Origin of the sequence: Methanothermobacter sp. THM-1, assembly GCF_009914355.1 — an archaeon.
In the GTDB taxonomy this organism is placed as follows: Archaea; Methanobacteriota; Methanobacteria; order Methanobacteriales; family Methanothermobacteraceae; genus Methanothermobacter; species Methanothermobacter wolfei.
In genome coordinates this window covers 412022-434938 of the sequence record NZ_CP044013.1, presented here as the reverse complement: position 1 = coordinate 434938, position 22917 = coordinate 412022, and the positions used below count along the sequence as shown (strand labels likewise).

33 protein-coding genes, 2 tRNA genes and 1 pseudogene are annotated in these 22917 nt (G+C 50.4%); all 36 read right to left on the bottom strand.

The window, feature by feature from the left end; all coding sequences use genetic code 11:
* Positions 1-190: 190 nt before the first annotated feature.
* Entirely contained in the window at positions 191-1813 is a 1623-nt protein-coding gene (gene gltX / locus FZP57_RS02405) for a glutamate--tRNA ligase (protein ID WP_074359712.1), read from the bottom strand.
* A 41-nt stretch (positions 1814-1854) separates the two neighbouring features.
* On the bottom strand, positions 1855-2832 hold the full coding sequence (gene idsA / locus FZP57_RS02400; RefSeq protein WP_074359713.1) for a short chain isoprenyl diphosphate synthase IdsA: 978 nt from the start codon (positions 2830-2832) through the stop codon (positions 1855-1857).
* Entirely contained in the window at positions 2832-4184 is a 1353-nt protein-coding gene (locus FZP57_RS02395; RefSeq protein WP_074358606.1) for an RNase J family beta-CASP ribonuclease, read from the bottom strand. Before FZP57_RS02395 ends, idsA begins: the two co-directional genes overlap by 1 nt.
* Before the next feature lie 2 nt (positions 4185-4186).
* On the bottom strand, positions 4187-5236 hold the full coding sequence (gene fni / locus FZP57_RS02390; RefSeq protein ID WP_074358605.1) for a type 2 isopentenyl-diphosphate Delta-isomerase: 1050 nt from the start codon (positions 5234-5236) through the stop codon (positions 4187-4189).
* Between the two features lie 114 nt (positions 5237-5350).
* Positions 5351-6151 (bottom strand): isopentenyl phosphate kinase, encoded by an 801-nt coding sequence (locus FZP57_RS02385; protein WP_074358604.1) that lies wholly within the window; start codon positions 6149-6151, stop codon positions 5351-5353.
* Positions 6152-6186: 35 nt separating this feature from the next.
* Positions 6187-7113, bottom strand: a complete 927-nt coding sequence (gene mvk / locus FZP57_RS02380) for a mevalonate kinase (RefSeq protein WP_191216397.1) — start codon at positions 7111-7113, stop codon at positions 6187-6189.
* A 15-nt stretch (positions 7114-7128) separates the two neighbouring features.
* Positions 7129-7968: an AmmeMemoRadiSam system protein B gene (gene amrB / locus FZP57_RS02375; RefSeq protein WP_191216396.1), complete on the bottom strand. Its 840-nt coding sequence runs from the start codon at positions 7966-7968 to the stop codon at positions 7129-7131.
* 9 nt (positions 7969-7977) lie between these two features.
* Complete coding sequence (gene rpsB, locus FZP57_RS02370; RefSeq protein ID WP_074358601.1) at positions 7978-8574, bottom strand: 30S ribosomal protein S2; 597 nt, start codon at positions 8572-8574, stop codon at positions 7978-7980.
* A gap of 26 nt (positions 8575-8600) precedes the next feature.
* A complete protein-coding gene (gene eno, locus FZP57_RS02365) occupies positions 8601-9857 on the bottom strand; it encodes a phosphopyruvate hydratase (RefSeq protein WP_074358600.1) in 1257 nt (418 codons plus the stop codon).
* A gap of 51 nt (positions 9858-9908) precedes the next feature.
* A complete protein-coding gene (locus FZP57_RS02360) occupies positions 9909-10088 on the bottom strand; it encodes a DNA-directed RNA polymerase subunit K (protein ID WP_074358599.1) in 180 nt (59 codons plus the stop codon).
* A 50-nt stretch (positions 10089-10138) separates the two neighbouring features.
* Positions 10139-10262, bottom strand: a tRNA-Pro gene (locus FZP57_RS02355).
* The gene (locus FZP57_RS02350) at positions 10263-10430 is read right to left on the bottom strand and encodes a DNA-directed RNA polymerase subunit N (protein WP_074358598.1); all 168 of its coding nucleotides are present in this window, start codon (positions 10428-10430) and stop codon (positions 10263-10265) included. It abuts the tRNA gene before it with no gap.
* A gap of 58 nt (positions 10431-10488) precedes the next feature.
* Positions 10489-10890: a 30S ribosomal protein S9 gene (locus FZP57_RS02345; protein ID WP_074358597.1), complete on the bottom strand. Its 402-nt coding sequence runs from the start codon at positions 10888-10890 to the stop codon at positions 10489-10491.
* Between the two features lie 18 nt (positions 10891-10908).
* Entirely contained in the window at positions 10909-11331 is a 423-nt protein-coding gene (locus FZP57_RS02340; protein WP_074358596.1) for a 50S ribosomal protein L13, read from the bottom strand.
* A gap of 11 nt (positions 11332-11342) precedes the next feature.
* Positions 11343-11708 carry a 50S ribosomal protein L18e gene (locus FZP57_RS02335; protein WP_074358595.1) on the bottom strand — a complete coding sequence of 122 codons (366 nt, stop codon included), beginning with the start codon at positions 11706-11708 and terminating at the stop codon, positions 11343-11345.
* A 3-nt stretch (positions 11709-11711) separates the two neighbouring features.
* Positions 11712-12506: a DNA-directed RNA polymerase subunit D gene (locus tag FZP57_RS02330; protein ID WP_074358594.1), complete on the bottom strand. Its 795-nt coding sequence runs from the start codon at positions 12504-12506 to the stop codon at positions 11712-11714.
* A 1-nt stretch (position 12507) separates the two neighbouring features.
* Positions 12508-12900 (bottom strand): 30S ribosomal protein S11, encoded by a 393-nt coding sequence (locus FZP57_RS02325; protein WP_074358593.1) that lies wholly within the window; start codon positions 12898-12900, stop codon positions 12508-12510.
* Positions 12901-12917: 17 nt separating this feature from the next.
* Positions 12918-13433, bottom strand: a complete 516-nt coding sequence (locus tag FZP57_RS02320; RefSeq protein WP_074358592.1) for a 30S ribosomal protein S4 — start codon at positions 13431-13433, stop codon at positions 12918-12920.
* Positions 13434-13449: 16 nt separating this feature from the next.
* Positions 13450-13899 carry a 30S ribosomal protein S13 gene (locus FZP57_RS02315; RefSeq protein WP_191216395.1) on the bottom strand — a complete coding sequence of 150 codons (450 nt, stop codon included), beginning with the start codon at positions 13897-13899 and terminating at the stop codon, positions 13450-13452.
* A gap of 99 nt (positions 13900-13998) precedes the next feature.
* A tRNA-Ser gene (locus FZP57_RS02310) sits at positions 13999-14083 on the bottom strand.
* 91 nt (positions 14084-14174) lie between these two features.
* Positions 14175-15133: pseudogene (locus tag FZP57_RS02305) on the bottom strand (RNA-guided pseudouridylation complex pseudouridine synthase subunit Cbf5).
* A gap of 30 nt (positions 15134-15163) precedes the next feature.
* The gene (locus FZP57_RS02300) at positions 15164-15391 is read right to left on the bottom strand and encodes a 50S ribosomal protein L14e (protein WP_074358590.1); all 228 of its coding nucleotides are present in this window, start codon (positions 15389-15391) and stop codon (positions 15164-15166) included.
* Positions 15391-15909: a (d)CMP kinase gene (gene cmk, locus FZP57_RS02295; protein WP_191216394.1), complete on the bottom strand. Its 519-nt coding sequence runs from the start codon at positions 15907-15909 to the stop codon at positions 15391-15393. Before cmk ends, FZP57_RS02300 begins: the two co-directional genes overlap by 1 nt.
* The gene (locus FZP57_RS02290; protein WP_074358588.1) at positions 15909-16175 is read right to left on the bottom strand and encodes a 50S ribosomal protein L34e; all 267 of its coding nucleotides are present in this window, start codon (positions 16173-16175) and stop codon (positions 15909-15911) included. The genes cmk and FZP57_RS02290 overlap by 1 nt, the downstream gene beginning before the upstream one ends.
* Positions 16176-16195: 20 nt before the next feature.
* The gene (locus tag FZP57_RS02285) at positions 16196-16759 is read right to left on the bottom strand and encodes an EMC3/TMCO1 family protein (RefSeq protein WP_074358587.1); all 564 of its coding nucleotides are present in this window, start codon (positions 16757-16759) and stop codon (positions 16196-16198) included.
* 21 nt (positions 16760-16780) lie between these two features.
* Positions 16781-17338 (bottom strand): adenylate kinase, encoded by a 558-nt coding sequence (locus FZP57_RS02280; protein ID WP_074358586.1) that lies wholly within the window; start codon positions 17336-17338, stop codon positions 16781-16783.
* Positions 17339-17369: 31 nt separating this feature from the next.
* The gene (secY, locus tag FZP57_RS02275) at positions 17370-18740 is read right to left on the bottom strand and encodes a preprotein translocase subunit SecY (RefSeq protein ID WP_084531149.1); all 1371 of its coding nucleotides are present in this window, start codon (positions 18738-18740) and stop codon (positions 17370-17372) included.
* 18 nt (positions 18741-18758) lie between these two features.
* The gene (locus FZP57_RS02270) at positions 18759-19199 is read right to left on the bottom strand and encodes an uL15m family ribosomal protein (RefSeq protein WP_191216393.1); all 441 of its coding nucleotides are present in this window, start codon (positions 19197-19199) and stop codon (positions 18759-18761) included.
* A 16-nt stretch (positions 19200-19215) separates the two neighbouring features.
* Positions 19216-19674 carry a 50S ribosomal protein L30 gene (rpmD, locus tag FZP57_RS02265; RefSeq protein WP_074358583.1) on the bottom strand — a complete coding sequence of 153 codons (459 nt, stop codon included), beginning with the start codon at positions 19672-19674 and terminating at the stop codon, positions 19216-19218.
* 12 nt (positions 19675-19686) lie between these two features.
* Positions 19687-20331, bottom strand: coding sequence for a 30S ribosomal protein S5 (rpsE, locus tag FZP57_RS02260; RefSeq protein ID WP_191216392.1), 645 nt, complete (start codon positions 20329-20331; stop codon positions 19687-19689).
* A 2-nt stretch (positions 20332-20333) separates the two neighbouring features.
* Positions 20334-20912, bottom strand: a complete 579-nt coding sequence (locus FZP57_RS02255; RefSeq protein ID WP_074358582.1) for a 50S ribosomal protein L18 — start codon at positions 20910-20912, stop codon at positions 20334-20336.
* 11 nt (positions 20913-20923) lie between these two features.
* A complete protein-coding gene (locus FZP57_RS02250; protein ID WP_074358581.1) occupies positions 20924-21370 on the bottom strand; it encodes a 50S ribosomal protein L19e in 447 nt (148 codons plus the stop codon).
* A 101-nt stretch (positions 21371-21471) separates the two neighbouring features.
* On the bottom strand, positions 21472-21798 hold the full coding sequence (locus FZP57_RS02245) for a 50S ribosomal protein L32e (RefSeq protein WP_074358580.1): 327 nt from the start codon (positions 21796-21798) through the stop codon (positions 21472-21474).
* Between the two features lie 13 nt (positions 21799-21811).
* Positions 21812-22345, bottom strand: coding sequence for a 50S ribosomal protein L6 (locus FZP57_RS02240; RefSeq protein WP_074359710.1), 534 nt, complete (start codon positions 22343-22345; stop codon positions 21812-21814).
* 9 nt (positions 22346-22354) lie between these two features.
* Positions 22355-22747: a 30S ribosomal protein S8 gene (locus FZP57_RS02235; protein WP_074358579.1), complete on the bottom strand. Its 393-nt coding sequence runs from the start codon at positions 22745-22747 to the stop codon at positions 22355-22357.
* Positions 22748-22762: 15 nt separating this feature from the next.
* The gene (locus FZP57_RS02230) at positions 22763-22915 is read right to left on the bottom strand and encodes a 30S ribosomal protein S14 (protein WP_010875659.1); all 153 of its coding nucleotides are present in this window, start codon (positions 22913-22915) and stop codon (positions 22763-22765) included.
* Between the last annotated feature and the right edge of the window lie 2 nt (positions 22916-22917).

Here is a 22917-nt window from a genome sequence, read left to right as displayed (position 1 = left end):
CCAACCGATAAAACTGATTCAGCGTGCAGCACTCACCGGATCAACATACATGAATGCAATTTCCATACAAATCTATTCAAATAACTGCAGTACTCACCGGAAACAATAAATTACCCCACCACATCCAGTCAGTCCACGGAATGGTCTCTATTACCGAAAAATGTTAAAAAAGATGCCCTGATAAACCGGATCACCTGTGGGCATAGTAGAATATCATTCCATCATCAAGGGAATCCAAGCGGGCGAAGCCGAACCTTTCAAGCTGTACAACATCATCCACCTCAAGCACCGAGGCGTCGGCTTCAATGACCCCTGAAAGAAGTGATGCGTCGGGCATCACCACCCCTGCCTCGATGGCGGAGTCTGCCGGGACCCAGTGTATCATTGAAGCACCGAGTTCACGCGCCTCATGGATGCCCTCACTGTGGTACCTGAGCTCACCATCCTCATAGATCACGTTAACAGCATCTATGAGCCTGAGGGGTCCCTCCTTAAGGTCCTCCCCTGGCAGGTAGACCTCCCAGGTGAGTTCAAGTACACGGTTCCCCATCTCAGGGTGGTCAGGGTGCAGGGGCCTCTCAACCATCACAGGCCCCGGCAAACCCTTTATTTCAAGTTTAACAGGCTCCGCGGCGAAGAAGTACCTCCTTGCGGTCCCCTCGAGGATGGTCCTGTTGAGGCCGTGGATCTTCTTCCAGCTCATGGTTGAGTCTGCTATCTTCACCCCGATTTCTATCATGAGCTTCCTCAGTGCCTCCGGCCTTATACCCCTCCTTGCAACTGCACGCAGGGTTCCGAGGCGGGGGTCGTCCCAGCCGCTGTAGAGGCCCTCCTCTATACCCTTACGGGCCCCTGAAGTGCTGAGGGCTATGTCCTCCATTTTAAGGCGTCCGTAGTGTATGAATACAGGGGGCTCCCATCCAAGGTGCTTGTAGAGGTACTCCTGTTTTTCACTGTTCGCCAGGTGGTCCTTGCCCCTGAGCACGTGGGTGACGCCCAGTAGGTGGTCGTCCACTGCAACCGAGAAGTTCATCATGGGGTAGACCCTGTACTCTGATCCGGTGCGCGGATGCTCCGCCTCAACTATCCTCATGGCAACCCAGTCCCTTATGGCAGGGTTGGGGTGTTCAAGGTCTGTTTTCACCCTTACAACAGCTGATCCCTCCGGCATCTCGAACATCTCATGCCAGCGGTTAAGGTTCTCCTTAACCCCCAGGTCCCTGCATCTGCATGCCTCTCCCCTGTTTTTAAGTTCCCTGAACTCCTCAGGGGTGCATGTGCACACGTAGGCTCCTCCCTTCTCAATGAGCTTCCCTGTGTATTCATAGTAGGTTTCCATTCGGTCGCTCTGTATCACGGTCTCATCCCAATCCACGCCGAGCCATTCAAGGTCCTCAGGGATCATCCTGTAGGCCTCAGGGTCAACCCTCCTTGGATCAGTGTCCTCTATCCTCAGTATAAGCCTGCCCCCGTATTTCCTGGCGTATTCATGGTTGAGGATGGCCGCCCTTGCATGGCCTATGTGGAGGGGGCCGCTGGGGTTCGGGGCGAACCTCAGGACCACCTCTTCACCTGCATCAGGGAGGTCCCTGAGGCCCTTCCGCTTCTTCTGTTTCCTCTCCCTTATCTGAAGGCCGAGTCTATCCATTTCATCCTTCTGTTCAGCCGGCTTCATGGAGTTAACCCTCTCCACAGCGGCTTCGACCGCGGCTTTCACCTCCCCGGCCCTTTTCCTGAGTTCGGGTTCATTACTCATTATGGCTCCCATGACAGCGCCGGGACTGGCCTTCCCCTTATGTTTAACCGCATTCATGAGGGCATACCTGTAGGCAAGGTCCTCCACCCTATCACCACCTAGTGTTCCCTTTCAAGGACGAAGTCAGCTATCCTCATGAGGGCTGCCCTTGCATCGGAGTCTTCAAGAACCATCAGGCGTTCCTTGGCCATCCTCACATGGTCCAGTGCAACTTCATGGGCGTAGTTGATTGAATCGTAGCGTTCAAAGATCTCTATGGCCTCTGATACAAGTTTCTGGTCCTTTGCCTGGAGGATGGATATCAGTCTCTCCCTGTCCTCGGCGGATGCCCTTTCAAGGGCCTTGACAACCATGAGGGTCATCTTACCCTCTGCTATGTCGCTGCCTACGGGTTTCCCCAGGGATTCCTCGTCACTTACAACGTCAAGGTAGTCGTCATGGATCTGGAATGCCAGTCCTATGAATTTACCGTAGTCCTCCAGGGCCGAAACCTCCTCAGGGGTTCCTGAACCCATTATTGCACCGGCCTTTGTTGCTGCGGCTATGAGGGCTGCGGTTTTCTTGTAGATCATCTCCATGTACTCTTCCTCTGTCACATCGAACTTCTCCTCGAATCCCATGTCAAGGGCCTGGCCCTCACATATCTTGACGCATGAGTCAACAACCACTGCAAGGGCCTCCCTGACCATGGAGGGGTCCCCGTTTTTTATAACGGCCTCGAAGGCCTTGGAGAAGAGCACGTCCCCTGCCAGTATCGCCATCGGTTCTCCCCAGATCACATGGACCGATGGCTCACCGCGCCTCATCTCATCATCATCCATTATATCGTCGTGGATGAGTGAGAATGTGTGGATGAGTTCTATGGCTGCCGCGACGCCTGCAGCATCATCCAGGTTGCCTCCAACGGCTTCACAGCTCAAAAGGGCCAGTGACGGTCTTATCTTCTTACCGCCTGCTGTTATCAGGTGCTCCGAAGCCTTCAGGAGTGTTTCGGGTGTTATGTCCCTGATGACTTCCCCTATTTTTTCATCAGCTAGGGCAGAGTACCTTCTGAGAATATCGGTCACTTCCATCATCATCGGATACCTCCATTAAAAACCTGTGCCTGTCCGTTCCTCAGTATGTGGATGTCGTTACCCAGCTTGTATCCTTCCTCCTCAGCCACCTCTGCATAGGCAGAGAGCATGTTCAGGTCACCGTGGGCCGGTATTATGTGCATGGGGTTAAGCATCCTTATGAAGTCCCTGTGGTCCTCCCTGCCTGCGTGGCCTGATACATGGGCGTTTGTATAGATCCTTGCACCGCTGGAGGCCAGTCTGCGCTCCATGAGGTTCCTGTTTGCCACGTTCATGGGGTTCGGGATGACGGGGGCTGATATTACCACGTTATCCCCCCTCTGTATCCTGAACTGGGTCTTTGCATTGGCTATCCTCGGGAGGAGGGCGTCGGGTTCCCCCTGATGGCCCGTTGTTATGAGGAGGTAGTCCTCGCGTTTCGCCTCTGCACGGGCAAGGGCCCTGTTAACTGCCTTGGGGCTTCCGTATATGCTTGCATTTTCAGGTAACTTGAGTATGCCCATGGCCTCTGCAAGTCCACAGTAGCGCTCCATTGACCTTCCAAGGAGCAGCATCTGCCTGTCGCTCTTGGCGGCTATGTCACTTATGGCCTGGATACGTTCCATGTGGGAGGAGAAGGTTGTTACGATCATCCCTGTCTTCTCCTCGAGGGGGTTCTTCATTATATCCTCGAGGACTATCCTTGCAACCTTCTCTGAGTGTGTTTTGACCTCCTGCTTCTCTGTCGCCCTTGTGGTCTCAACGATCATTGCAAGGACGCCCTTCCTCCCGAGTTCCCTGAGGCGGTGGTAGTCAGGTGGAGGGGATATCTTCTGGTGATCATCGAATTTGAAGTCAAGGGCGTAGACTATTATACCCTCCGGTGTGTGGAGGGCTGCTATGACTGACTGGGGTATGCTGTGTGTTGACTGGATGAACTCCAGGGTTATGCCCGGGGATATCTGGCACTTCTCCCCTGCGTTAAGGACCTGGAGGGTGTTGAGGACGTTGAACTTCCTCTCGGCCTTTATGGTCCTCTCTATGAGGGCTATGGTGTAGGGCGTTGCGATTATCGGTGCCTGGTATCTGTGGGCAAGTTTTGCAACGGCCCCTATATGGTCAAGGTGTCCGTGGGTGAATACTATGGCCCTTACCTTACCATCAACGTCCTTCATCAGCGTGTCATCGGGTATAACCCCCCTTTCAATGAGGTCAAGACTGTGCATCCTTGCTATGTCCATGTCCTCATGTATATGGACCCTGTCAAGGTGGATCCCCATATCAAATATTACAACATCATCTCCAACTTTAACGGCGGACATGTTCTTTCCAACTTCCTCGTATCCACCGATTGCAATTACTTCAACGCTCAAAATTATGACCTCCTGGCGTATTTTGCTGTTTCAAAGCCCCTTTCATGTAGCCATTCTCTTGTATGACCTCTGATTATGATTGGTGATTTTTTAAGATCTTCAAGTGTCTCTGCACCTGCAAGGTACATGGCTATTCTGAGTGATTCATTGAATCTCTCTATGAGTCTGATAACTGACCGGTAACCGTGGCTGGCGGCCTCGAGGAGGGGCAGGGCTATTCCAACCATCTCGGCGCCGAGGGCTATTGCCTTTGCAGCGTCAAGGCCGCTTCTTATGCCTCCTGATGAGATCACAGGGATGCTGACTGACTGGGTGACCTCCACGGTGCTTGCAGCGGTTGGTATCCCCCAGTCCCAGAATATTTCTCCCTGGTACCTGTCATCTGCCCTGTAGGTTTCAACTGCAGCCCAGCTTGTTCCTCCGGCACCTGCAACGTCAATGGCTGACACTCCACGTTTTTCAAGTTCTATCGCGTCCTCAGAGCATATACCTGCACCTGTCTCCTTCACTATGACCGGCACGTCAACCGATTCAACTATTCCCCCTATTGATTCAAGGGCTCCCTCTGAATTTATGTCTCCTCCTGGCTGGATTGACTCCTGGAGGGGGTTTAGGTGTACTGCAAGGGCATCCGCGTCTATCATTTCAACAGCCCTTTCAGCGTATTCCGTATGGGAGCTTCCAATGTTACCTATGATCATGGCCTCAGGTGCCTCGCTCCTTGCAATGGAGTAGGTCCCGGCTAGTTCAGGGTGTTCAACTCCAGCCCTCTGGCTTCCCAGTGCAAGTGCAACTCCAAGTTCCCTGGCTGCCCTTGCAAGTTCCCTGTTTATTTTGAGGGATGCAGGGTGCCCCCCTGTAATGGCGCCTATCATTACCGGTGATGAAAGTCTCTTGCCAAGGAAATCAAGACTCAAGTCTATCTTCTCCTTGTTGATCTCGGGCACTGCCCGGTGCACTATTTCAATTTCTTCAAATCCTGTTTTCTTCCTGTACTCAACATCACAGTTGGCGCACAGTATAAGATGCTCCAGTTTTCTATCTGAAATCATTTTAACGCCCTTTATTTCCCTTTTTGATTGATAATCGTAAATGAATTAACCCTGGGGACTGTGCCTCCCTCAGTGATACCCATGATCTGCCAGGTCCGCCTGCTGCAGGTAACGCTAACCCTTAAGGGTTATCCTTGTCCCCCTTACCTCACGGCCCATGAGGGCTCCTTCAATGTTCCCCTTAACACTTGCATTGATTATCTCTGACTCCACACCCTTCTCTGCGAGGGCCAGGAGCTCCCTTATCTTTCCAGCCATTCCACCTGTTACATCGGTGTTTACGGTCCCCTCAAGGGCTTCAAGGTCATGGATGGAACCTATGACCTCTAGGAGTTCCGCGTCAGGGTATCTCCTTGGATCCCTTGTGTAGACCCCGTCAACATCGGTGCCGAGTATCACCCTCTCGGGCATGAGTTCCGCCGAGAAGTGGTTTATAAGCTGGTCCCCTGACACCACAGAGAACCTTCTTTTCCTGTTGAGGTCAAGTACAACGTCGCCGTAGCTTACCGGTACGAATCCCTCGTCAAGGTATGATCTTATAAGTGAAAGGTCAGGGTCCTTTATGCGGCCGTCCTCAGCCACCATAAAGGCTGATGGCTGCACCGATACAGCGGGTATTCCCTCATCAAGGAGGGCCTGGCATACATGGGTGTTCAGTCTTTTAACCCAGTTCTGTGTTATGCCGAATCCCATCCTCCTGTACCTGAATTCATCTTCATCCACTATTTCTGATCCTATCGAGTATTTCATTGCGAAGGGGTGTCCGAATGAACCGGCCCCATGAATTATTAAGAGTGATGACGGTGAAGCATTTGCTACTTCGGATGCTATCCTCTGAAGGTTATTCATGTCAATTCTGGGTTCATCAGAGTCCTTTCTGGTAATTACGCTTCCACCGAGTTTAAGAATTATCATTATAAGAGCCCCTTAATCACTGTGGCCAGAAAAACTTAAAGATGTAAAACTCCTTCACTGGAGAATTCCGCCCTGAGGGTGTTCCATTTCCTGCCAAGCGCCTCTGCAACACTCCCTGCAGTGCCGGGACAGAAGGCCACTATGCTGCCGCCTCCACCGGCCCCTGTAATCTTTGCTCCTGCTGCTCCTGCAGCCCTGGCCTCATGGACCATCATGGAGAGCTCGGGTGTTGAGACTCCCATGGCATCCAGCAAGCCATGGTTGATGTTCATGAGTTCACCCAGGGGTTCCAGGTTGTTTTCAAGGATAAACCTGCAGGCTGTCCTTGTTATCATTTCTGTTGCATCCATTATCATTGACATGACCTCAGGCAGCCTCTCATACCGTTCCCTCACCGAGGCAACCATCTCTGCCGTGTTACCTGACCTATGGGTGGATGAGATTACAAGGGAATCTCTGAGGTCGGCTGAGAGCCTCCTCACGGTCCTGTCAGGTGCAAGGTATATGAGGCCGCCGTAGGTGCTCACGGCCGTGTCCAGGGGGCTGGCGGCTCCCTGCACATCCAGCTCCACCCGATGGGCCCTTGAAGCCGTATCATCTGGGCCCGCTTCTCTTCCATGGTAAGCGTCAAGGGCTCCTATGAGGGCCACCGTGAGTGCCGCTGATGATCCGAGACCTGACCCTGCAGGTACCTCCATGTCCACCCTGACCCTGAGGGGTGAGCCGTCATGGTAGAGTTCAAGGGCCCGCATGATGTAATCAAGTATACCCCCCGCAGGGGTCCCTGACTCTCCTGTGAAGCTGATGCCGAGTGATGGTATATCTATCCTCATCTCACCGGAGTCCTCAAGGGTGACGGTGGTCCTCCTGTTGATGGCGACTGCAACTGCTGGTTTGCCGTATACGACTGCGTGTTCACCAAAAAGAATGACCTTGCCGGGTGCAGATGCCGCTGACCTCAAAGTTTCACCCTCAGATCATCTCAGGACCAGTGATGCGTAGCCCACAACTGAACTGTAGTCCCCGGTTATATCCCCGCTTGTGGCATGCTTGAGGAGTCTGCACCCAGCTGCACCCCTCAGCCTTGATGATATTATGTTTGCAGCCACCGGTCCATAACCGCACATGGTGGCGTTGAGTTCACTGATAACAGCATACATCCCTGTATCATCCATGGCCCTTATCCTCTCAATTATAAGGTTATCGTTTCGCACTGCAAGGTCCTGGGGACTGTAATGGGTGAAGTCCGTGCTTGCAACCACCACGGCGTCTATGCCCGTTCTCTCTATGGCTGATGCGACTGCATGCCCCACATCGGCTGCTGTTTCCTGGTCCTGCATCCACATGGTTACGGGTACTATGGAGAAGTCATCTGTGAAGTACTGTATGAAGAGGAGGTGGACCTCACAGCTGTGCTCCCTGCTGTGGGCCAAGGGGTCTGGGTCAATGATGCCCGATTCCCTGATCACCGCATCTGCAAGTTCGGTGTCTATCTCCACGGTGCCCAGGGGTGTCTCCCATGCACCCCTGTGCATGATTGAAACACCTGAACCCATCCCTGTATGGTTTGGGCAGATTATTATAACCGTTTCGGGTATGCCATCTGTGACAAGTTCGTGGTATGCGTGGGCTGCCACGGGTCCAGAGTACATGAAACCTGCGTGGGGGGCGATCACCCCCTTTATGGTTCTGCCGGAGCCCATGGAGGGTATGCTTCCAGGGCCGAGTTCATGGCTGAAGCACCACTCTATCCTCCTCTTCAGGGCCTCAGGGTCTGCCTCATAGAAGGCCCCCGCCACTGCAGGTCTTCTTATCATAGAACCACTCTAGATTTTCAGTTCAAATTCGGTTGGAGGTATATCCAGGTCCTCATCCTCCTTGAGAACACCCTTCTCCCTCAGGAACTGCCTTGCCAGTAACCAGTAGACCAGTGCTATGGCCTTACGTCCCTTGTTGTTCACAGGGATTGAAATGTCAACGTTACCCAGGAGGTTCTCGGTATCGCAGAGGGCGACGACCGGTAACCCTATCTGTTTGGCCTCGATGATTGCCTGTGAATCTGACCTCGGATCGGTTGCAACCAGGACCTCAGGTTCAAGGAACTTTGCATAGTTGGGGTTTGTCAGCGTACCTGGAATGAACCTCCCTGGTATGGTCCTTGCACCTGTAACCTCACCGAATTTCCTTACAGGCTCCTGCCCGTACTGTCTGGTTGAAACTGCAAGTATATCGTCTGGTTCGTACTTTGCAAGGAACTTTGAAGCTGCTATTATCCTTTCATTCGTCTTCCTTATGTCAAGGACGTAGAGTCCGTCTGACCTTACACGGTAGATGTACTTTTCCATGTCAGCTGTCTTCTGCTGTGTTCCTATGTGCAGTCCTGCTGCAAGGTATTTGTCAAGCGGTATGAGTAGTTCTGACAATCTATCACCTCTAATAAGTTTGAGTGTTATTCAGTGAATGGCAGTTCAGCCATCCTTGAGTATGGAATTTCTTCCTGTATACGTATAAGTTCGTTGAGTTTGGCTATCCTTTCACCGCCAATGGCGCCTGTCTTGATGAGGGGTGCTCCGAATGCCACTGCAAGGTGGGCTATTGTCTCATCGGTTGTTTCACCTGACCTGTGGGATACGACGGGTGTGTACTGGTTCTCCCTGGCGAGTTTAACCGTCAGGTAGGTGTCGGTGAGTGTACCTATCTGGTTGGGCTTGATGATTATTGCGTTGGCCGCGCCCATGGCTATGCCCTCGGCGAGTATCTCTCTGTTGGTCACGAATATGTCGTCACCGCAGATTATGCAGCTGTCACCGACTTGTGCTGTGAGCTCGGCGAAGCCCTCAAAGTCCCCTTCATGGAAGGGGTCCTCAACGTAGTACATGTCATAGGTTTCAATTATCTCCCTGACAAAGTCCACCTGTTCACCAGTATCCTTACTGACATTCTCCTGCTTGTAAACGTATTTTTCCTGTTCAGAGTCCCAGAATTCGCTTGCTGCAAGGTCCAGTGATGGTCTCACCCTGACTCCCAGTTCATCGGTGACCTCCTCACAGGCGGTTACCTGTATTTCAAGGGCGTCATGGTTTGAAATGTTTGGCACCCAGCCACCCTCATCACCCTTACCTCCGGTGAATGATGGGTCCTTCTTCTGTATCAGTTCCCTTATCTTCTTATGTACAGCTGCATTCGCGAATACCGCCTCTGATATGTCCTCCGCCCCTGTTGGGACAACAAGGAACTCCTGTATATCGGGGGCGTTTTTTCCTGCATGGGCGCCTCCGTTTATCATGTTACCCAGGGGGTAGGGTATGCATGTTGCAAGGTTTCCGCCCAGGAACCTGTAGAGGGGCATGTTGTATGATGATGCCGCTGCCTTGGCAACTGCCATGGAAACAGCAACCACGGTGTTGCCGCCCAGGGATGACAGGTTTTCTGTGCCGTCGATCTCCTTAAGAACAAGGTCTATGTCCTGGAGGTCCTCCGCGTCCATCCCTATGAGTTCTGAGGAGATTATATCCTCAACCTCTGTTATTATCTCATCCACCCCACCTGATGGGAAGGCAACAACCTCCCTTGAACCTGTACTGGCACCGCTCGGGGCTGCCGCCCTTCCAAAGCCATTCCAGGTTACAACATCAACCTCAACCGTGGAGTTTCCTCTGCTATCAAGGATCTTCCTTACTCTAACATCTTCAATGATACTTTCCACAAAAACACCTCACAATAAACTCTATCCTGAAAAATAGTGGTTTATTAGAGTTTATTTATCTCTTCTAACGTCCAGTGGTATAACCTTCTTTTCAAGTTCCTTCCGGGCTATGTCAACAGGGTCCAGTGACTCCTCAATATCAACGAGGGGCCTTGCACCCATTGATATCTGAAGTGCCCTGGCACCTATCAGCCTTGCCCTTTCAAAACGTGTAAGTTTTTTTGACGCCATATTCTGCCTCCAAGGAAAAACAATAAATTGTTCCTGGATTAAAAGTTTGATGGGACCGCCGAGATTTGAACTCGGGTCTCCAGCGTTCCGGTGCTGACCATCCCCGTTCCAGTTGAAGAGCCATGGAAACTTCTTCAATGGCTGGGAGGATGGACCAAGCTACCCTACGGTCCCCTACCATGTCTCAACGTGTGAAATTAACATTCTCCTGCAACAGTACCTCTTAAGACCCAGGTCATCAAGGACCTTTCCAGGGTCTTCGCCATCAGCCACTCTCTCCTGATACTCATTGAAATAGGCTGATACAGGTTTTCCGCAGCTTAAACATCTTACTGGAATCATACTGAATCATTCTACTCTTTAGTTTGTAAATAAAAAATATATAAAGTTATCGATGGGTTTACCTGTAACTCTTCTGTCTCCTTGCACGGGCTCCCCGGCCACCGTACTTTTTGGGTTCTGAACGCCTTGGATCCCCTACAAGCATTGTCCTGTCATACTGTACGAACCTTTCCTTGAGGTCCATGTCACCTGTCCACTCGACAAGGCCCTTGGCGATGACCATCCTTGCAGCCTCTGCCTGACCAACAACTCCACCGCCAACGACCCTGACGTTTATGTCGACGTCACCGGCAGCTTCGCCTGCAAGTTTGAGTGGCTCCATGATCTTGAGCCTTGCAAGTTCAGGTGTGTAGAGTTCCACAGGGACCTTGTTGATCCTTACCCTGCCTTTACCTTCCCTGATGGTCCCCCTTGCAATGGCGGTTTTCCTCTTACCACTTGTATGAATAACCTTTTTCATGATTACACTTCCTAATGTCTAGAATTTTGCGCCCAGGAGCTTTGAGATCTCTCCGAGTTCCATTCCCTTCTTAACGTTACCTGCCTTTGCATCAGGTATCTCTGCAAGTTCTTCATCCTGGAATTCCCTGGGTACACCGACGTATGCCTTCAGACCCTTGAAGGCTTCTCTCCCCTTTGTTTTCCTGTAGGGTAGCATTCCCCTTACCGTTCTCCTGAATATGTCATCCGGTCGTCGGGGGTACTTGGGCCCCATCCTTCGGGGGTTGGATATGCTTGCCCTGTCGATCCTCTGTTTGTACTTCCTGTATGCCCATTCCTTTGAACCGGTTATTATGATCTTCTCTGCGTTTAAGACAACCACTTCCTCTCCCTCGAGGAGTTTCTGGCTGACCACGCTTGCCAGTCTTCCAAGGATATGTCCTTCTCCATTGATAATCATGAGCAACACCCTTATTCTATTATCTTTATGTTCTTTATGGCCTGGTTTTCCTCAACTACGCTTCCGAGGGTCAGGCACTCTCCACCGGCCCTTTCTATTTTATCCCTGGCTGCCTTTGAAAATGACAGGGCAACGACCTGGACACTGTGGTCAAGGCTTCCGCTGCCAAGAACCTTTCCAGGTACAAGTACTGTTTCATTTTCATCTGAGTGCCTGTTTATCTTTGACAGGTTGACTGCAGCCCTTCTGCGTGTAGGCCTCTCAAGCCTTCTGGCAACGTCCTTCCATATGGCTGCGCCTTCCTGGGACGACTTTTTCCTGAGATTACGTATGAGTTTTAGAAGATTGGGATTTGTTTTGGTAATCTGCCTTACCATAAGTTAGCCTCCTTCACAAAATGCTATAATATTCTCTGCCTTTTCCCTTAGGATATCGCATGCCTTTAAGAGAACATCCCTGGGGTCAACTGATCCGTCGGTCTCTATCCTGAATATGAACTTACCTTCCTCGTATCCCACATCTACTGCCCCTTTATCGCACGCCCTCAGACAGCTCTTACACATTGAACAGTTCTCAGTGTCAAGGACCGCTGGTTTACCATCTTCCTCTCCAAGAACTCCCCTTGGACATGCATCGACACATTCAAGGCATTCGTCACAGTTCTCCCTGAAAACTATCCTGGGGTAGTACTTGTATGCGCATGCAGTTGTTGGTTCCCATTTTGCATGTTCCCTTCCTGTTCCAAGCTGTGCGATTGCCTCAAGTTCAACCTCATCTTCATCTCCAAGTTTCACGAGGGGTATGTCCTTGAAGGCGGGTTTGACCGATGGTGTCTCCGGTGAGAGGTCCCCTGAGTAGACCACACCGGGCCCCTCCTTTTTGAGGGTCAGGGAGACGCTGCACTCCGGGCAGTACTCCTCACACTCACATTCCTCAGGCATGTTAAGAGTGTCCATGAGTTCCTGTTCGGCAGCGAGGGGTACGAGTCCAAGCCTGTGGGCAAGTACCTCGTCGAACATTTTGGCGTCGTTTTTGTACATGTTCACGTATTCAATTGCCAGCTTTGGGACCTCCATCATGCAGGTCCTTCTTATGGCATTTATGAATGGAACTGTGACGCCGGTTACCACAAAGACCATTTCGGTGTCAGTTTTTTCCTTAACAGCGATATCCATTTTAGACCCTTCTTCCCCTCTTACCTCCAGGTCTTCCTGTTCCATCGTGAGGTATGGGAGTTACATCCTCAATTTTACCTATCCTCATTCCAGCCCTTGCAAGGGCCCTTATAGCTGCTTGTGCACCGGGTCCGGGTGTCCTTGGACCGTTTCCGCCTGGTGCCCTGACCTTGATGTGTAGGCCAACTATGCCCTCCTCCTTTGCATCATCAGCTGCCCTTGTGGCGGCTTCCATTGCAGCGAAGGGTGATGATTCCTGACGGTCGGCCCTGACAACCTTACCACCTGACCACTGTGTGATGGTCTCTGCACCGGTTATATCTGTTATGGTGATTATGGTGTTGTTGAATGATGAGTAAATGTTTGCTATTCCCCATTTTTCCTTTTCAGCCATTTTATCTCTCCCTGAATTTATTCAGCGTCCTGGGCTGCTTCCATCTGTTTTTTCATTGGGGATGAGGGGTAGAATCCTATCTTATCCTCTTCTCCCCTTTTAACAAGGTAGCCTGGGGCGTCAAGTTTTTTTCCGTTCAGGGTTATGTGGCCATGGACAACCAGCTGCCTTGCCTCATTCACGGTCCTTGCAAGGCCCCTCTTGTGGACGATGGTCTGGAGTCTCCTTCTGAGCACATCCTCAACGGTGAGGTCCAGGACGTCTTCGAGTTTGGCTCCCTCATTGAGTATCCCTGCCCTTACAAGGTGGCCGAGGAGCTGCTCCCTTTCTGTCTTTGTGTGTTCGCCTGATAGACCAAGGAGGTACCTTGCGTCCCTCCTGTATCTCCTCACCATCGTCTCTGCCTTCCAGACTTCCTTCTTGTTTTTAAGGCCGTACTTTGATACAAGCCTGTTTTCTTCCTTTATCCTTTCAGCGTTCCATGGGTGAGGTGGAGTATCATATTTTTTTCTTGCTTTACGTGGATGTCCCATCTTAATCTCTCCTTATCTATCTCTTCTTCCTTCTTACACCGACAGATGAACCCTTCCTGAATGTGGATTTTGTCCTCTGTCCCCTGACAGGCAGGCCCAGTTCGTGCCTTCTTCCCTTGTAGCTCCTTGTTTTCCTCATCCTGTTAAGGTCCTCTCTGAGGCACATGTCAAGGTCTGACTCTATGAGGTGCTTGTCCTCACCGGTCTCATAATCGTTACGCCTGTTAACAATCCATGAGGGGATGTTGTACTTTGCAGGGTTCTTTATAGCCTCTTCAAGTCTTTCTATTTCCTCATCGGAAAGGTAACCTATTCTCTGGTTAAGATCGTATCCTGCTGACATGATTATTGCCCTTGAAAGAGCCTTACCAACACCCTTTACACTTGTAAGGGCATTTTCCATGGTCTTATTACCATCTATGTCCTTCCTGGCAATACGAACCATATGCTTGAATTCTTCTTCCATTCATTAACCTCCAGTAAGAGTGAATTCGCGGGACGGGGGTTCTGCGAATTCATAACATTTCATAAGAGTCGTAGGTGCAACCTCAGTTGCTTCAACCGACGCCGGGACTGGGATTTGAACCCAGGAGGAGCAGAGCTCCACAAGATTTCCAGTCTTGCGCCTTACCTGGCTAGGCTATCCCGGCATATGATGTATTCAGTTAAGTGTGTAATCTGACAGCTATTTAAGTATTGCTGATGGCATGTTTCAAGGGGATGTCTGCATCGATACCAGGGCTATCTCCACATACGGGGATAGGTGCCTGGTTTCATGAAGACTCTCCGGGTTTCAACGACGATGCCCTTCTCCGCCGCGATGATGTCCAGGGAGGACATTGTTGACTCTCCAACAGCCACCAGCTCCCCCTTGAGGGTCAGTACCGCAACTGTACCCCCCTTAACTATGCTGTCATCAAGGCCTGCTACGCCTCCTCGGGCAAGGTCTGCGCCGTGGCAGATGGCGTCGACCGCAGAGTCAAGGATAACCACCCTTGGCAGGTGACCTGCAGCCACCTCCATGGGCAGTATACATTCCCTCAGGAAGCTCTCGTCTCCATCCTCCACCCAGAACTGGTAGGCGTCCTTGAGGTCATGGAGTGTTACAATCCCCTCCTCGGTGAAGGGTCCGACCCGTGTACGTCGAAGTTCCGCCATATGGGCGCCCACACCCAGGCCTCGCCTATATCATGGCAGTACTTACGTACATAGGTCCCTGCCTCGCATGCAATCCTGAAGAGCACATCCTGACCATCCATCTCCAGGATGTCTGCACTGTAGACCGTCCTGACACGGAGCTCCCTTTTAACAGCGGATTTGAGGGGTGGTATCTGGAATATTTTTCCCTGGAACTCCCCGAACACTTCACGTACTCTGTCCTCATCCACCTTCCTGTGCAGTCTCATAAGGCAAACATATTCCTTGGGGGCCTCGAGGAGGAGCTGCATGACCCTTGTTGCCCTGTCTATACCCAGGGGTAGGACACCCGTAACCCCGGGGTCAAGGGTGCCTCCGTGGCCAACCTTCTCTGCATTGAGAATGTCCCGCACCCATGAATCCACCTGGTGGGATGTGGGGCCTGCGGGTTTGTCAAGGTTAATGACACCATGTGATATGTGTGTCTGGATATCCCTTTCATAGGGAGGACATCCATAGTCGGGGTCTGTCCGAGACTCCCTTAACTCGATGAAGTTTGCCATGAAAGATACTTGCAAAAATAAGAGGTGGGTTTATTCAAGGGATTCCAGTTCCTTCTTTATCTCCTCAACATCCTCTGATTTGATTTCAATCTTCTTTTCGGTGGGTTCAAGGTGGTTTATGTTGCACCTTCTGTTTTTAACGTTGACTCCCACCACTTCAACAAAGTTTTTGTCGATGATGTCGAGTATCACACATTTTTCACCGGCTTCTCTTCCTGCGGTTTTTATACATACTCTTCCTACTTCTATTGCTGCCATTAAATCACCTCAGTAACTTTTATTATGATCTCAGCCACCCTATCAGCGTCAAAATGGCTGGTGTTTATTACAATGTCATACACGTCAAGGTCATCCACATCGATTCCATGAATCTCCAGGTACCTCTGGGCTTCACTCTCCTCACGTATGCGGATCTCTTCCTTCACTGTTTCAATGTCCTTGGATTCCCTTACACTTATACGCTGCGCCCTGACATCAAAGGGGGCTATCAGAAGAACCTTGAGGTCCGCCCTGGTGAAGTGTGCCGAGAGCCTTCCCTCAAGGATGAGGTCCTCATTTTCATCTGCAAGTCTGGCCTGCCTGCGATCTATTTCAATATCGATTTCAGGGTTTTCCTCGGCTAGTTTACTGAATTCCAGGAGGTCCATGTTCTTCTCAGCAGCCATCTGCCTGAACACGTCCCCCGCAGAAACGCATGGAATTCCAAGCCTCTCAGAAAGTATCCTGGCAACGGTTGTTGTACCGGTGCCTGCCAGACCACCGATGGTTAGGATCATCAGGACCTTGCCTCTCTCTTGAAGACTTTGCGGGCGCAGCTTGAACAGTAGTACCCGCCGTATGGCCTGTTGGGTCTCTTCTTGGATTTGGCGAGTTTCCTTATCTCGTAGGGTCTTCCCCTGGGAACACCATGTAGTGGTTTTCCACATCCGGCACAGACATGCTTTGATGGTTTTTTCCTTCGGTAATGGATAACCGTTCTTCCTCCAGGGGTTTTCTTGAAGATTCTCTTATATGATCTGGATCTGTATCTTAATTCTGGCATTTTTAATCTCTCCTTAGGATTTACATTCCTTTAAGTCCCATGAATTTTCTGAAGATCTGGGACATTGCAAAGGAGCATAATATGTACCATCCCAGCCAGCCGATGGCATAAGCCGGTGCGTTTGGTGGCATGCCATAGAACATGTGCCACAGTGGGACAAGGAGCACATAGTATGCCACCTGGGGCAGTATCACCAGGGTATTCACTATATGGGGCTCCTGCCCCATCCAGTAGAAGACAAGGATTATGGGAAGGAAGGTGACGATCATGGGTTTGAATGACATTGTCATCATTTCGCGCTGCTTATCCATAAACTCCATCTGTTTCTTCTGGATCTCCTCCAGCGCCTGGACGTCATTCTTCTTCCTTGCCTCCATCATTTCCTGCTGGAATTCCTGCATCTCAGCCTTCAGGGATTCCAGTCTCTCCTGATCCACCAGGAGTTTGTTGGCCAGTGTTATGACAAAGGCCACAATGGTGGATATCAGGAAAACCGTGAATATGGGGTTCTGGGGGTTCGGGTCCATTGCGATGAAGGGTCCGAATACAGCGTTCAGCGCCCCATATACAACCTCGAGTACCATCTTAGCTTCCTCGTAGATCTGTTACATCAGAACACTTTTCATCTCACCAACTGCAGACTCAAGCTGGTTGTTATGATTCTTAACTATCTTTACGGTCGCCCCGGTGAGGGTTGCATAGGCCATTGCAGCGGCCCTGTTCATCTGCTGATGGAGGTCTATCTCCTGAAGGGACTCCATGTCCCTGTTCCTTGTTTTATCACTTATTCTCCTTGTGAAGATTTCCTCTGCATCCGCCTCTATAAGTATGAACATGTCCGGTTCCAGTTCCTCAAGAACCCATACCGGAAGCCCTGGTAGAAAACCAGCAGGTGTCTTTATTGTGCAGTGTGTGTCAACGATTATATTATTTTCCCGTGACCTTTCTCTTATACTTTTCGCAGCAGCCCTCTGTATATCCTTCTGGATGTCGGGGGAGAGTGTCCTGATCTCATCCCTGTGTTCAACAAGCCCCTTCTCAATGACTATCTCCAGCATCACGTCCCCGTAATTCACGCTGATGTAATCCAGTTCTTCAAGTGTGTTTTCGAGGACCGTTGTGCTTCCTGAACCCGGTATGCCTGCAACTACAACAACCTTCATGGTACCACTCCCATTAATCATTATTCACTTATCAGTCGCCCAGGAAGCTTCTAAGTACTGGATGCATGTCCATGAGCTGTTCCTGGGCTATCTCCTCATAGAGCCTGTAAACTATACCCACGGTTAGAAGTACCCCTGTTCCTCCACCCAGGGCACCTGTGAGATCAGCCACAAATGCAAGAAGCCCCACGAAGGCCCCTCCAAGGATGGTTATTGCAGGTATGTAACGTTTGAGTATCCTTTCAAAGTGTCCCCTGCTGCTCCTGAAGCCAGGTATCTGCATACCCATCTGGTAGAGCTGTTTTGCAACATCCTTGGATCCTATATTACTTATCTCAACCCAGAGCCATGCGAACAATACGCAGAGCCCTATGAACACGACAGCATAGAATATAACCCTGAAGGGGTCGAGGATTATTGCATCGAAGGACCTTGGTGCCGTAAGCAGGTATGCGAGGCCATTTACTGGCTGCCCATTAACCACGGTTCCCAGTATGGGGTACCCCAGTTTCTGGAATACGTTCGCCATTAACTGGACGTTGAGTAGCAGGGCGCTTGTGAGGATAACCGGCATGTTACTTGCATACACGAACCTCAGGGGGTACTTACCAACAGCACCCCTTGTGAGCCTCTTACCCCCTCCCATAGTGATGGGTATCTCGACGCGCATACTCTCTGCATAGACAACCACAAGGAAGACTGCAATAAGTGCAACCACAGGGAGCACATAGTACTGGAGGTCAGGGGCCTGTCCTGTTGTCAGAAGATATATCAAACCAGGTATCCTACCTGCAGGCACTCCTGGCTGAACCGGTGAAGAAAGCGGGTTGAAGGCACCGACTATGATCTCCTGAGACACCCCCGCTGCGATGAAGAGTCCCACACCACTACCGAAGCCCCACTTGGACACCACCTCATCAAGGAATATTATGAGTATTCCTCCAATGGTGAGCTGTAGTATCAGGATCCAGGTGAATGCAGGGGCTGCCGGTGCAAGTGAACCCGTCACCACAAAGATCAGTGCCTCGAAGAAGGTGAAGACAATGGCAAGGAGTTTCTGCAGTCCCTGGAAAAAGGCCTTATCCTCATGTTTCGAAAGATCCAGTTTAAGGATATTACCACCAACCAGGAGCTGGAGGATAATGGATGCTGAAACGATGGGTCCTATACCAAGGGTCAGTATTGAACCGAAGTTCCCTGCAAGCACCGCCCTCAGCTGGGCGAACTGGTCAACAGCCCCTGGGCTCAGCCCGTAGAGTGGTATCTGGGCCAGGAAGAAGTAGAGGATGAGTATTACTCCTGTCCATTTGAGTTTCTCCCTGAAGGGAACCCTGTAGCCCGGTGACTTGACCTGTGGTATTAATGAGAATATGGGGTCAAATTTTTCCTTCAACTGCTTCACTCCCTGCCTGAATCAGAGTTATTCTATGATTTCAGCCATTCCTCCGGCTTCCTCTATCTTCTCAGCAGCACTCTCTGAGAACTCGTATGCCTTCACATGCACAGGTCTTGTGAGCCTGCCGCTTCCAAGGATCTTTTCAAAGCCGAGCTCTGTAACGTCTATGACGATCATGCCGTTTTCTTCAACTGCAACGCCACTTTCAAGGAGTTCAGGTATCTTCTCATCAAGGTAAGCAAGGTTCACTGTTTCAGGTCTCTTTATGAGTTTCTGAGGCCTCTTGAACCCGTATTTTCCAAAGTGTTTGGGGTCGTACTTGACTATCCAGGACCAGTGGTGCTTGTGTCCGCCCGCCTGTCCTCTACCACCGCGGTGACCTGCTCCCCTTCTCTTCTTGGAGCATCCTCCGCCAACGGTTCGTGAACCCCTCATCCTTGTGATCTTTCGTCTTTTTCTGATCATCGGTAATTCCTCCGGATTAGATCATCCTTTTTAAAAGGTTGTTTATCTCTTCACCACGGTAACCCAGACTTCCACCCTCATTGAAGGCCTTCTTTATTGCTTCATAACCCTTCCTTGGGGGGTGCAGTCTGAATACAGGCTTTATACCTGCGTCTTCCAGTTTAACATCGCCCTGGAAGACTGCTTCCGCGAATTCCTCCACGGAATCGTAGTCTGTCTTTTCCTTTATGTAGTCGTCGGTTATTTTATCTCCGCCGATGATTCTTCCCCTTTTCATTATCATTGCCTTGAGGGTTTCCTGGTCGATTTCACCCCATGTTATGTAGTCCTTGGCCTTCTGGAGCATGCCAAGGTAGCTGGGTGTTTCCTCAACCAAGACGGCGTGGTTGATCCTGTTGAGCCTTAACATTTCCATGGTATCAGCTATGTCCCTTCGGACGCCTGCTGATCCCCTTACCCTTACTACTGCGAACATCTGCCATCACCTTCAGGTACTGCAAACACCAAGGTTTTTAAGGTCCTTTTCGCTTGCCTTTACTTTACTCAGCTGTTTAAGGGCGTCGAAGGTTGCCCTGGCAAAGTTAACCGTTGTCTGTGTCTGTCCACGGGTGTGTGACCATACATCGTCTATGCCTGCAAGCCTCATTATGGTTTTGCCCACGTCACCGATGGCCAGTCCAACACCACCGGGTGCCGGTATGAGGGTTACGCGGACGCTTCCGCTCTTACCTGAGACCTTGAAGGGTACCGTGTGTTCTCTTCCGCAGACACAGCCCCAGTCACCGCAGCCCCTCCTTACCTTTATTATATTGAATTTTGCATCGTCAACTGCCTTTCTGATTGCAGGTCCGACCTCTCTTGCCTTACCCTGGCCAAGTCCAACGTATCCGTCCTTGTTACCCACTGCAACTATGACCCTGAAGTTAACCTTCCTTCCTGATTTGTGCATCCTCTGGACAAGGTTAACATCAATCACTTCCTCTTCAAGGTCAGGAAGCAGGGCGTCAATTATTTCGAGTTCCATTATAGGGTGTCCCTCTTCAAAGATCTCATCGATGCTCGTTATGACACCCTCCTTGACAAGGCGTCCCAGGTTGGTCCTTGGCTCCCATTCCTCCATGTTGAAGTTCATAATCATACCTCTTCATCTATCCTTTTTTTGATTTCATCAAAGTGTTCTGGAAGGTCCACAGGGGAAAGACCCCTCTCAAGGTACCTTGAAAACCTCTTCTGCATCTCTTCATCATCAAGGGATTCCGCGTATTCCTTTATGTGTTCGCCCCTGATCCTGGATTCGTCAGGAAGTATTGCCTCTCCATGCGGCACGTTGAGTCCTGCGTCAACAGCTCCCTTGAGTGCAGCGAATACCTTTGAACCCCTTATGGCAGGTCTCATGCCTATGTCAAGCACAGCCTCTGTTATGCCTGCCTTCAGGGCTCTTTTACCGCACAGGTATCCTGTGAGGTATGCTGCTGCTGTGTTGGCTGTTGCTCCCTTCCATCCCATCTTCTGGAGCTGCTTTGAGTGGGCTGAAACAAGTGTTTCATCGCCCTCCATACCAACATTGATGATCTGTGCAATGACATGATATGTGGTTATCCTGACAACAAGCCTGGGCTTGCCTGTTTCTATCATCTTGTAACGGGCCCGGTAATCAGTTTTACCTTCCCTTCGTCTTCTGAATGCCATCTTATATCTTGGTCCATGTGCCAATCAAATCCCTCCTACCTCAGCATGTCATGGTCCCGGGCGTAGGTTTTCATGTAAGATTTGCTCTTAAATGCTCCACCCTTCGCCATCTTGTAGAGTTTACGGTAGGTGCTCCTGTTTATTTCACGGTTGTCCCTCATCTCCTTGAGGTCCTTCCTCAGGGCCCTTATGGTTGTCATCCATTCCTCTTTTTTAGGCCTTCTTGCGCCCTTGGCACCCTTTATGCTGCCCGGTCCTTTTCTTCTACCTTTCTTTTTCTGCTGGGCTATCTTCTTGGATCTGTAACTGCTTATACCCTTTTTTAGTTTAGCCCTTATAGCTCCGTCTTTTATTAGCTGCTTGACACCATCCCTTGTTATGGCCCCTGAAACCTCATCGATCCTTTCAGGGTCTATCCATATCCTGTTAACCCCTACTTTGAGTATGTCTGCAGCTAATCTTTTCTGAGTAGTAAGATTCATTCAAGAAACCTCCTTGTATTCAGCATTTTGCTGATAAACCTGAAAAAATTCAGGTTTCCCCTTAAATTTTTTTAGCCTGGTCTGTGAACCCTTTGACCAGATTATGGGTTGAGTACATTGATGCCGAGTTCCCTTGCCTTTTCAAGCATCAGGGTCTTTTTTCTGGCCCCTACTGTTGAGGCTATCCTCGCTGCCTGTTTCTCAGGTTCCAGTGCCTCAAGTTCGCTGAGGCTGGATATCAGGACATCCTCATACCCTGATGGATGGAGACCCCTGCCTGCCCGGGGTTTTCTGTAGCCTATTGCAGGCATTGCTGGTTTTCCCTTTTCGTATCTCCTCATTTTGCTTGTTCTTCCCCTGGGCCTCCTCCATTTTTCCCCTAGTTTTTTGTATCGGGCGTATTCCTGTCTTTTAAATTTTTTCTTCATTGAATCACCATCCCTATTCCTTGCTCACAAGGTATATGCCGTCCTGGAATACCCTTGGGTCCCTTCCCTTAATCCTTGTGGCCTGTTCGATGTTTGCCATTGTCTGACCAACGTCTTCCTTGTTGATGCCGCTTACTTCAACCTCATCTCCCTTGACCTGGACCTTTGTATCTCCAACTATCCTGGCCCTTCTTGGGTGGCGCTCACCAAGGAAGTTTTCTATTACAACACTATCCCCTGCCACCTTCACGCTCATCGGGAAGTGGGCGTAGACTATCTTCATACGGTAGGTGAAGCCCTCGGTAACACCCTTTATCATGTTGTTTATGTGGGCCTTCACCGTTCCCACCATTGCCTTGTCCTTCTTCTTTGGGAAGTTAACTTCAAGGACAATCTTATCGTCTTCCATTGACATTGAAATCTCTGAATGGTTGAATTTTCGGGAAAGTTCACCCATGGGTCCCTTAACACGGACTTCACCATCAATGGTGACGTCTACATCCTCAGGGATAGGGATTTCCTCCCGAATTAGAGCTGCTAGAACCATGTTTATCACCTAGTAGACGTATGCCAGCAGTCTGCCGCCGATGCCCCTGTCCTTTGCTTCCTTGTGGGTCATTATACCCTCAGGGGTTGATACTATTATTATACCGAAGTTCTTGGCTGGCAAGTACCTTTTTTCAAATTTCTCAAATTCGTCCTTTTTAACAGCGTGCCTGGGCTTTATAACTCCGCACTGGTTTATGTTTCCTTCCAGTTCAACGATGAATTTCCCTGCTCTGCCATCATCAACGTATTCGAATTCCCCGATGTAGCCTTCCTTCTGCATTGTCCTTAACACACGCCCTATCAGCTTTGAGGCAGGGGTTATCCTGCACCTGACGTTACCCCTTATCTCATTGTTCCTTATGTTTGTCAGGGCGTTTGCAAGAGGATCCATAAGAGTCACGGTAAACACCTCTGATTAGTTATACTTTTTAAATCCGATCTTCGGGGCAAGTTCCCTGAAGCACTGCCTGCACAGCATTAACCCGTATCTTCTGACCAGGGCAGAGTGGTCCCCGCATCTTGAGCATTTCCTTGATGCCTTTCCATATTTCCTTGGCAATACAATCACCT

Excerpts from the sequence above, each read along its gene's own strand:
- gltX (WP_074359712.1), bottom strand. The coding sequence starts at position 1,813 with ATGAATGCGGTTAAACATAAGGGGAAGGCCAGTCCCGGCGCTGTCATG.
- idsA (WP_074359713.1), bottom strand. The coding sequence starts at position 2,832 with ATGATGGAAGTGACCGATATTCTCAGAAGGTACTCTGCCCTAGCTGAT.
- fni (WP_074358605.1), bottom strand. The coding sequence starts at position 5,236 with ATGATTTCAGATAGAAAACTGGAGCATCTTATACTGTGCGCCAACTGT.
- FZP57_RS02385 (WP_074358604.1), bottom strand. The coding sequence starts at position 6,151 with ATGATAATTCTTAAACTCGGTGGAAGCGTAATTACCAGAAAGGACTCT.
- amrB (WP_191216396.1), bottom strand. The coding sequence starts at position 7,968 with ATGATAAGAAGACCTGCAGTGGCGGGGGCCTTCTATGAGGCAGACCCT.
- FZP57_RS02360 (WP_074358599.1), bottom strand. The coding sequence starts at position 10,088 with ATGGCGTCAAAAAAACTTACACGTTTTGAAAGGGCAAGGCTGATAGGT.
- FZP57_RS02350 (WP_074358598.1), bottom strand. The coding sequence starts at position 10,430 with ATGATTCCAGTAAGATGTTTAAGCTGCGGAAAACCTGTATCAGCCTAT.
- FZP57_RS02345 (WP_074358597.1), bottom strand. The coding sequence starts at position 10,890 with ATGAAAAAGGTTATTCATACAAGTGGTAAGAGGAAAACCGCCATTGCA.
- FZP57_RS02340 (WP_074358596.1), bottom strand. The coding sequence starts at position 11,331 with ATGATTATCAATGGAGAAGGACATATCCTTGGAAGACTGGCAAGCGTG.
- FZP57_RS02335 (WP_074358595.1), bottom strand. The coding sequence starts at position 11,708 with ATGGTAAGGCAGATTACCAAAACAAATCCCAATCTTCTAAAACTCATA.
- FZP57_RS02330 (WP_074358594.1), bottom strand. The coding sequence starts at position 12,506 with ATGGATATCGCTGTTAAGGAAAAAACTGACACCGAAATGGTCTTTGTG.
- FZP57_RS02325 (WP_074358593.1), bottom strand. The coding sequence starts at position 12,900 with ATGGCTGAAAAGGAAAAATGGGGAATAGCAAACATTTACTCATCATTC.
- FZP57_RS02320 (WP_074358592.1), bottom strand. The coding sequence starts at position 13,433 with ATGGGACATCCACGTAAAGCAAGAAAAAAATATGATACTCCACCTCAC.
- FZP57_RS02315 (WP_191216395.1), bottom strand. The coding sequence starts at position 13,899 with ATGGAAGAAGAATTCAAGCATATGGTTCGTATTGCCAGGAAGGACATA.
- FZP57_RS02300 (WP_074358590.1), bottom strand. The coding sequence starts at position 15,391 with ATGGCAGCAATAGAAGTAGGAAGAGTATGTATAAAAACCGCAGGAAGA.
- cmk (WP_191216394.1), bottom strand. The coding sequence starts at position 15,909 with ATGATCCTAACCATCGGTGGTCTGGCAGGCACCGGTACAACAACCGTT.
- FZP57_RS02290 (WP_074358588.1), bottom strand. The coding sequence starts at position 16,175 with ATGCCAGAATTAAGATACAGATCCAGATCATATAAGAGAATCTTCAAG.
- FZP57_RS02285 (WP_074358587.1), bottom strand. The coding sequence starts at position 16,759 with ATGGTACTCGAGGTTGTATATGGGGCGCTGAACGCTGTATTCGGACCC.
- FZP57_RS02280 (WP_074358586.1), bottom strand. The coding sequence starts at position 17,338 with ATGAAGGTTGTTGTAGTTGCAGGCATACCGGGTTCAGGAAGCACAACG.
- FZP57_RS02270 (WP_191216393.1), bottom strand. The coding sequence starts at position 19,199 with ATGATCAGAAAAAGACGAAAGATCACAAGGATGAGGGGTTCACGAACC.
- rpmD (WP_074358583.1), bottom strand. The coding sequence starts at position 19,674 with ATGTTCGCAGTAGTAAGGGTAAGGGGATCAGCAGGCGTCCGAAGGGAC.
- rpsE (WP_191216392.1), bottom strand. The coding sequence starts at position 20,331 with ATGAACTTCAACATGGAGGAATGGGAGCCAAGGACCAACCTGGGACGC.
- FZP57_RS02250 (WP_074358581.1), bottom strand. The coding sequence starts at position 21,370 with ATGAATCTTACTACTCAGAAAAGATTAGCTGCAGACATACTCAAAGTA.
- FZP57_RS02245 (WP_074358580.1), bottom strand. The coding sequence starts at position 21,798 with ATGAAGAAAAAATTTAAAAGACAGGAATACGCCCGATACAAAAAACTA.
- FZP57_RS02240 (WP_074359710.1), bottom strand. The coding sequence starts at position 22,345 with ATGGTTCTAGCAGCTCTAATTCGGGAGGAAATCCCTATCCCTGAGGAT.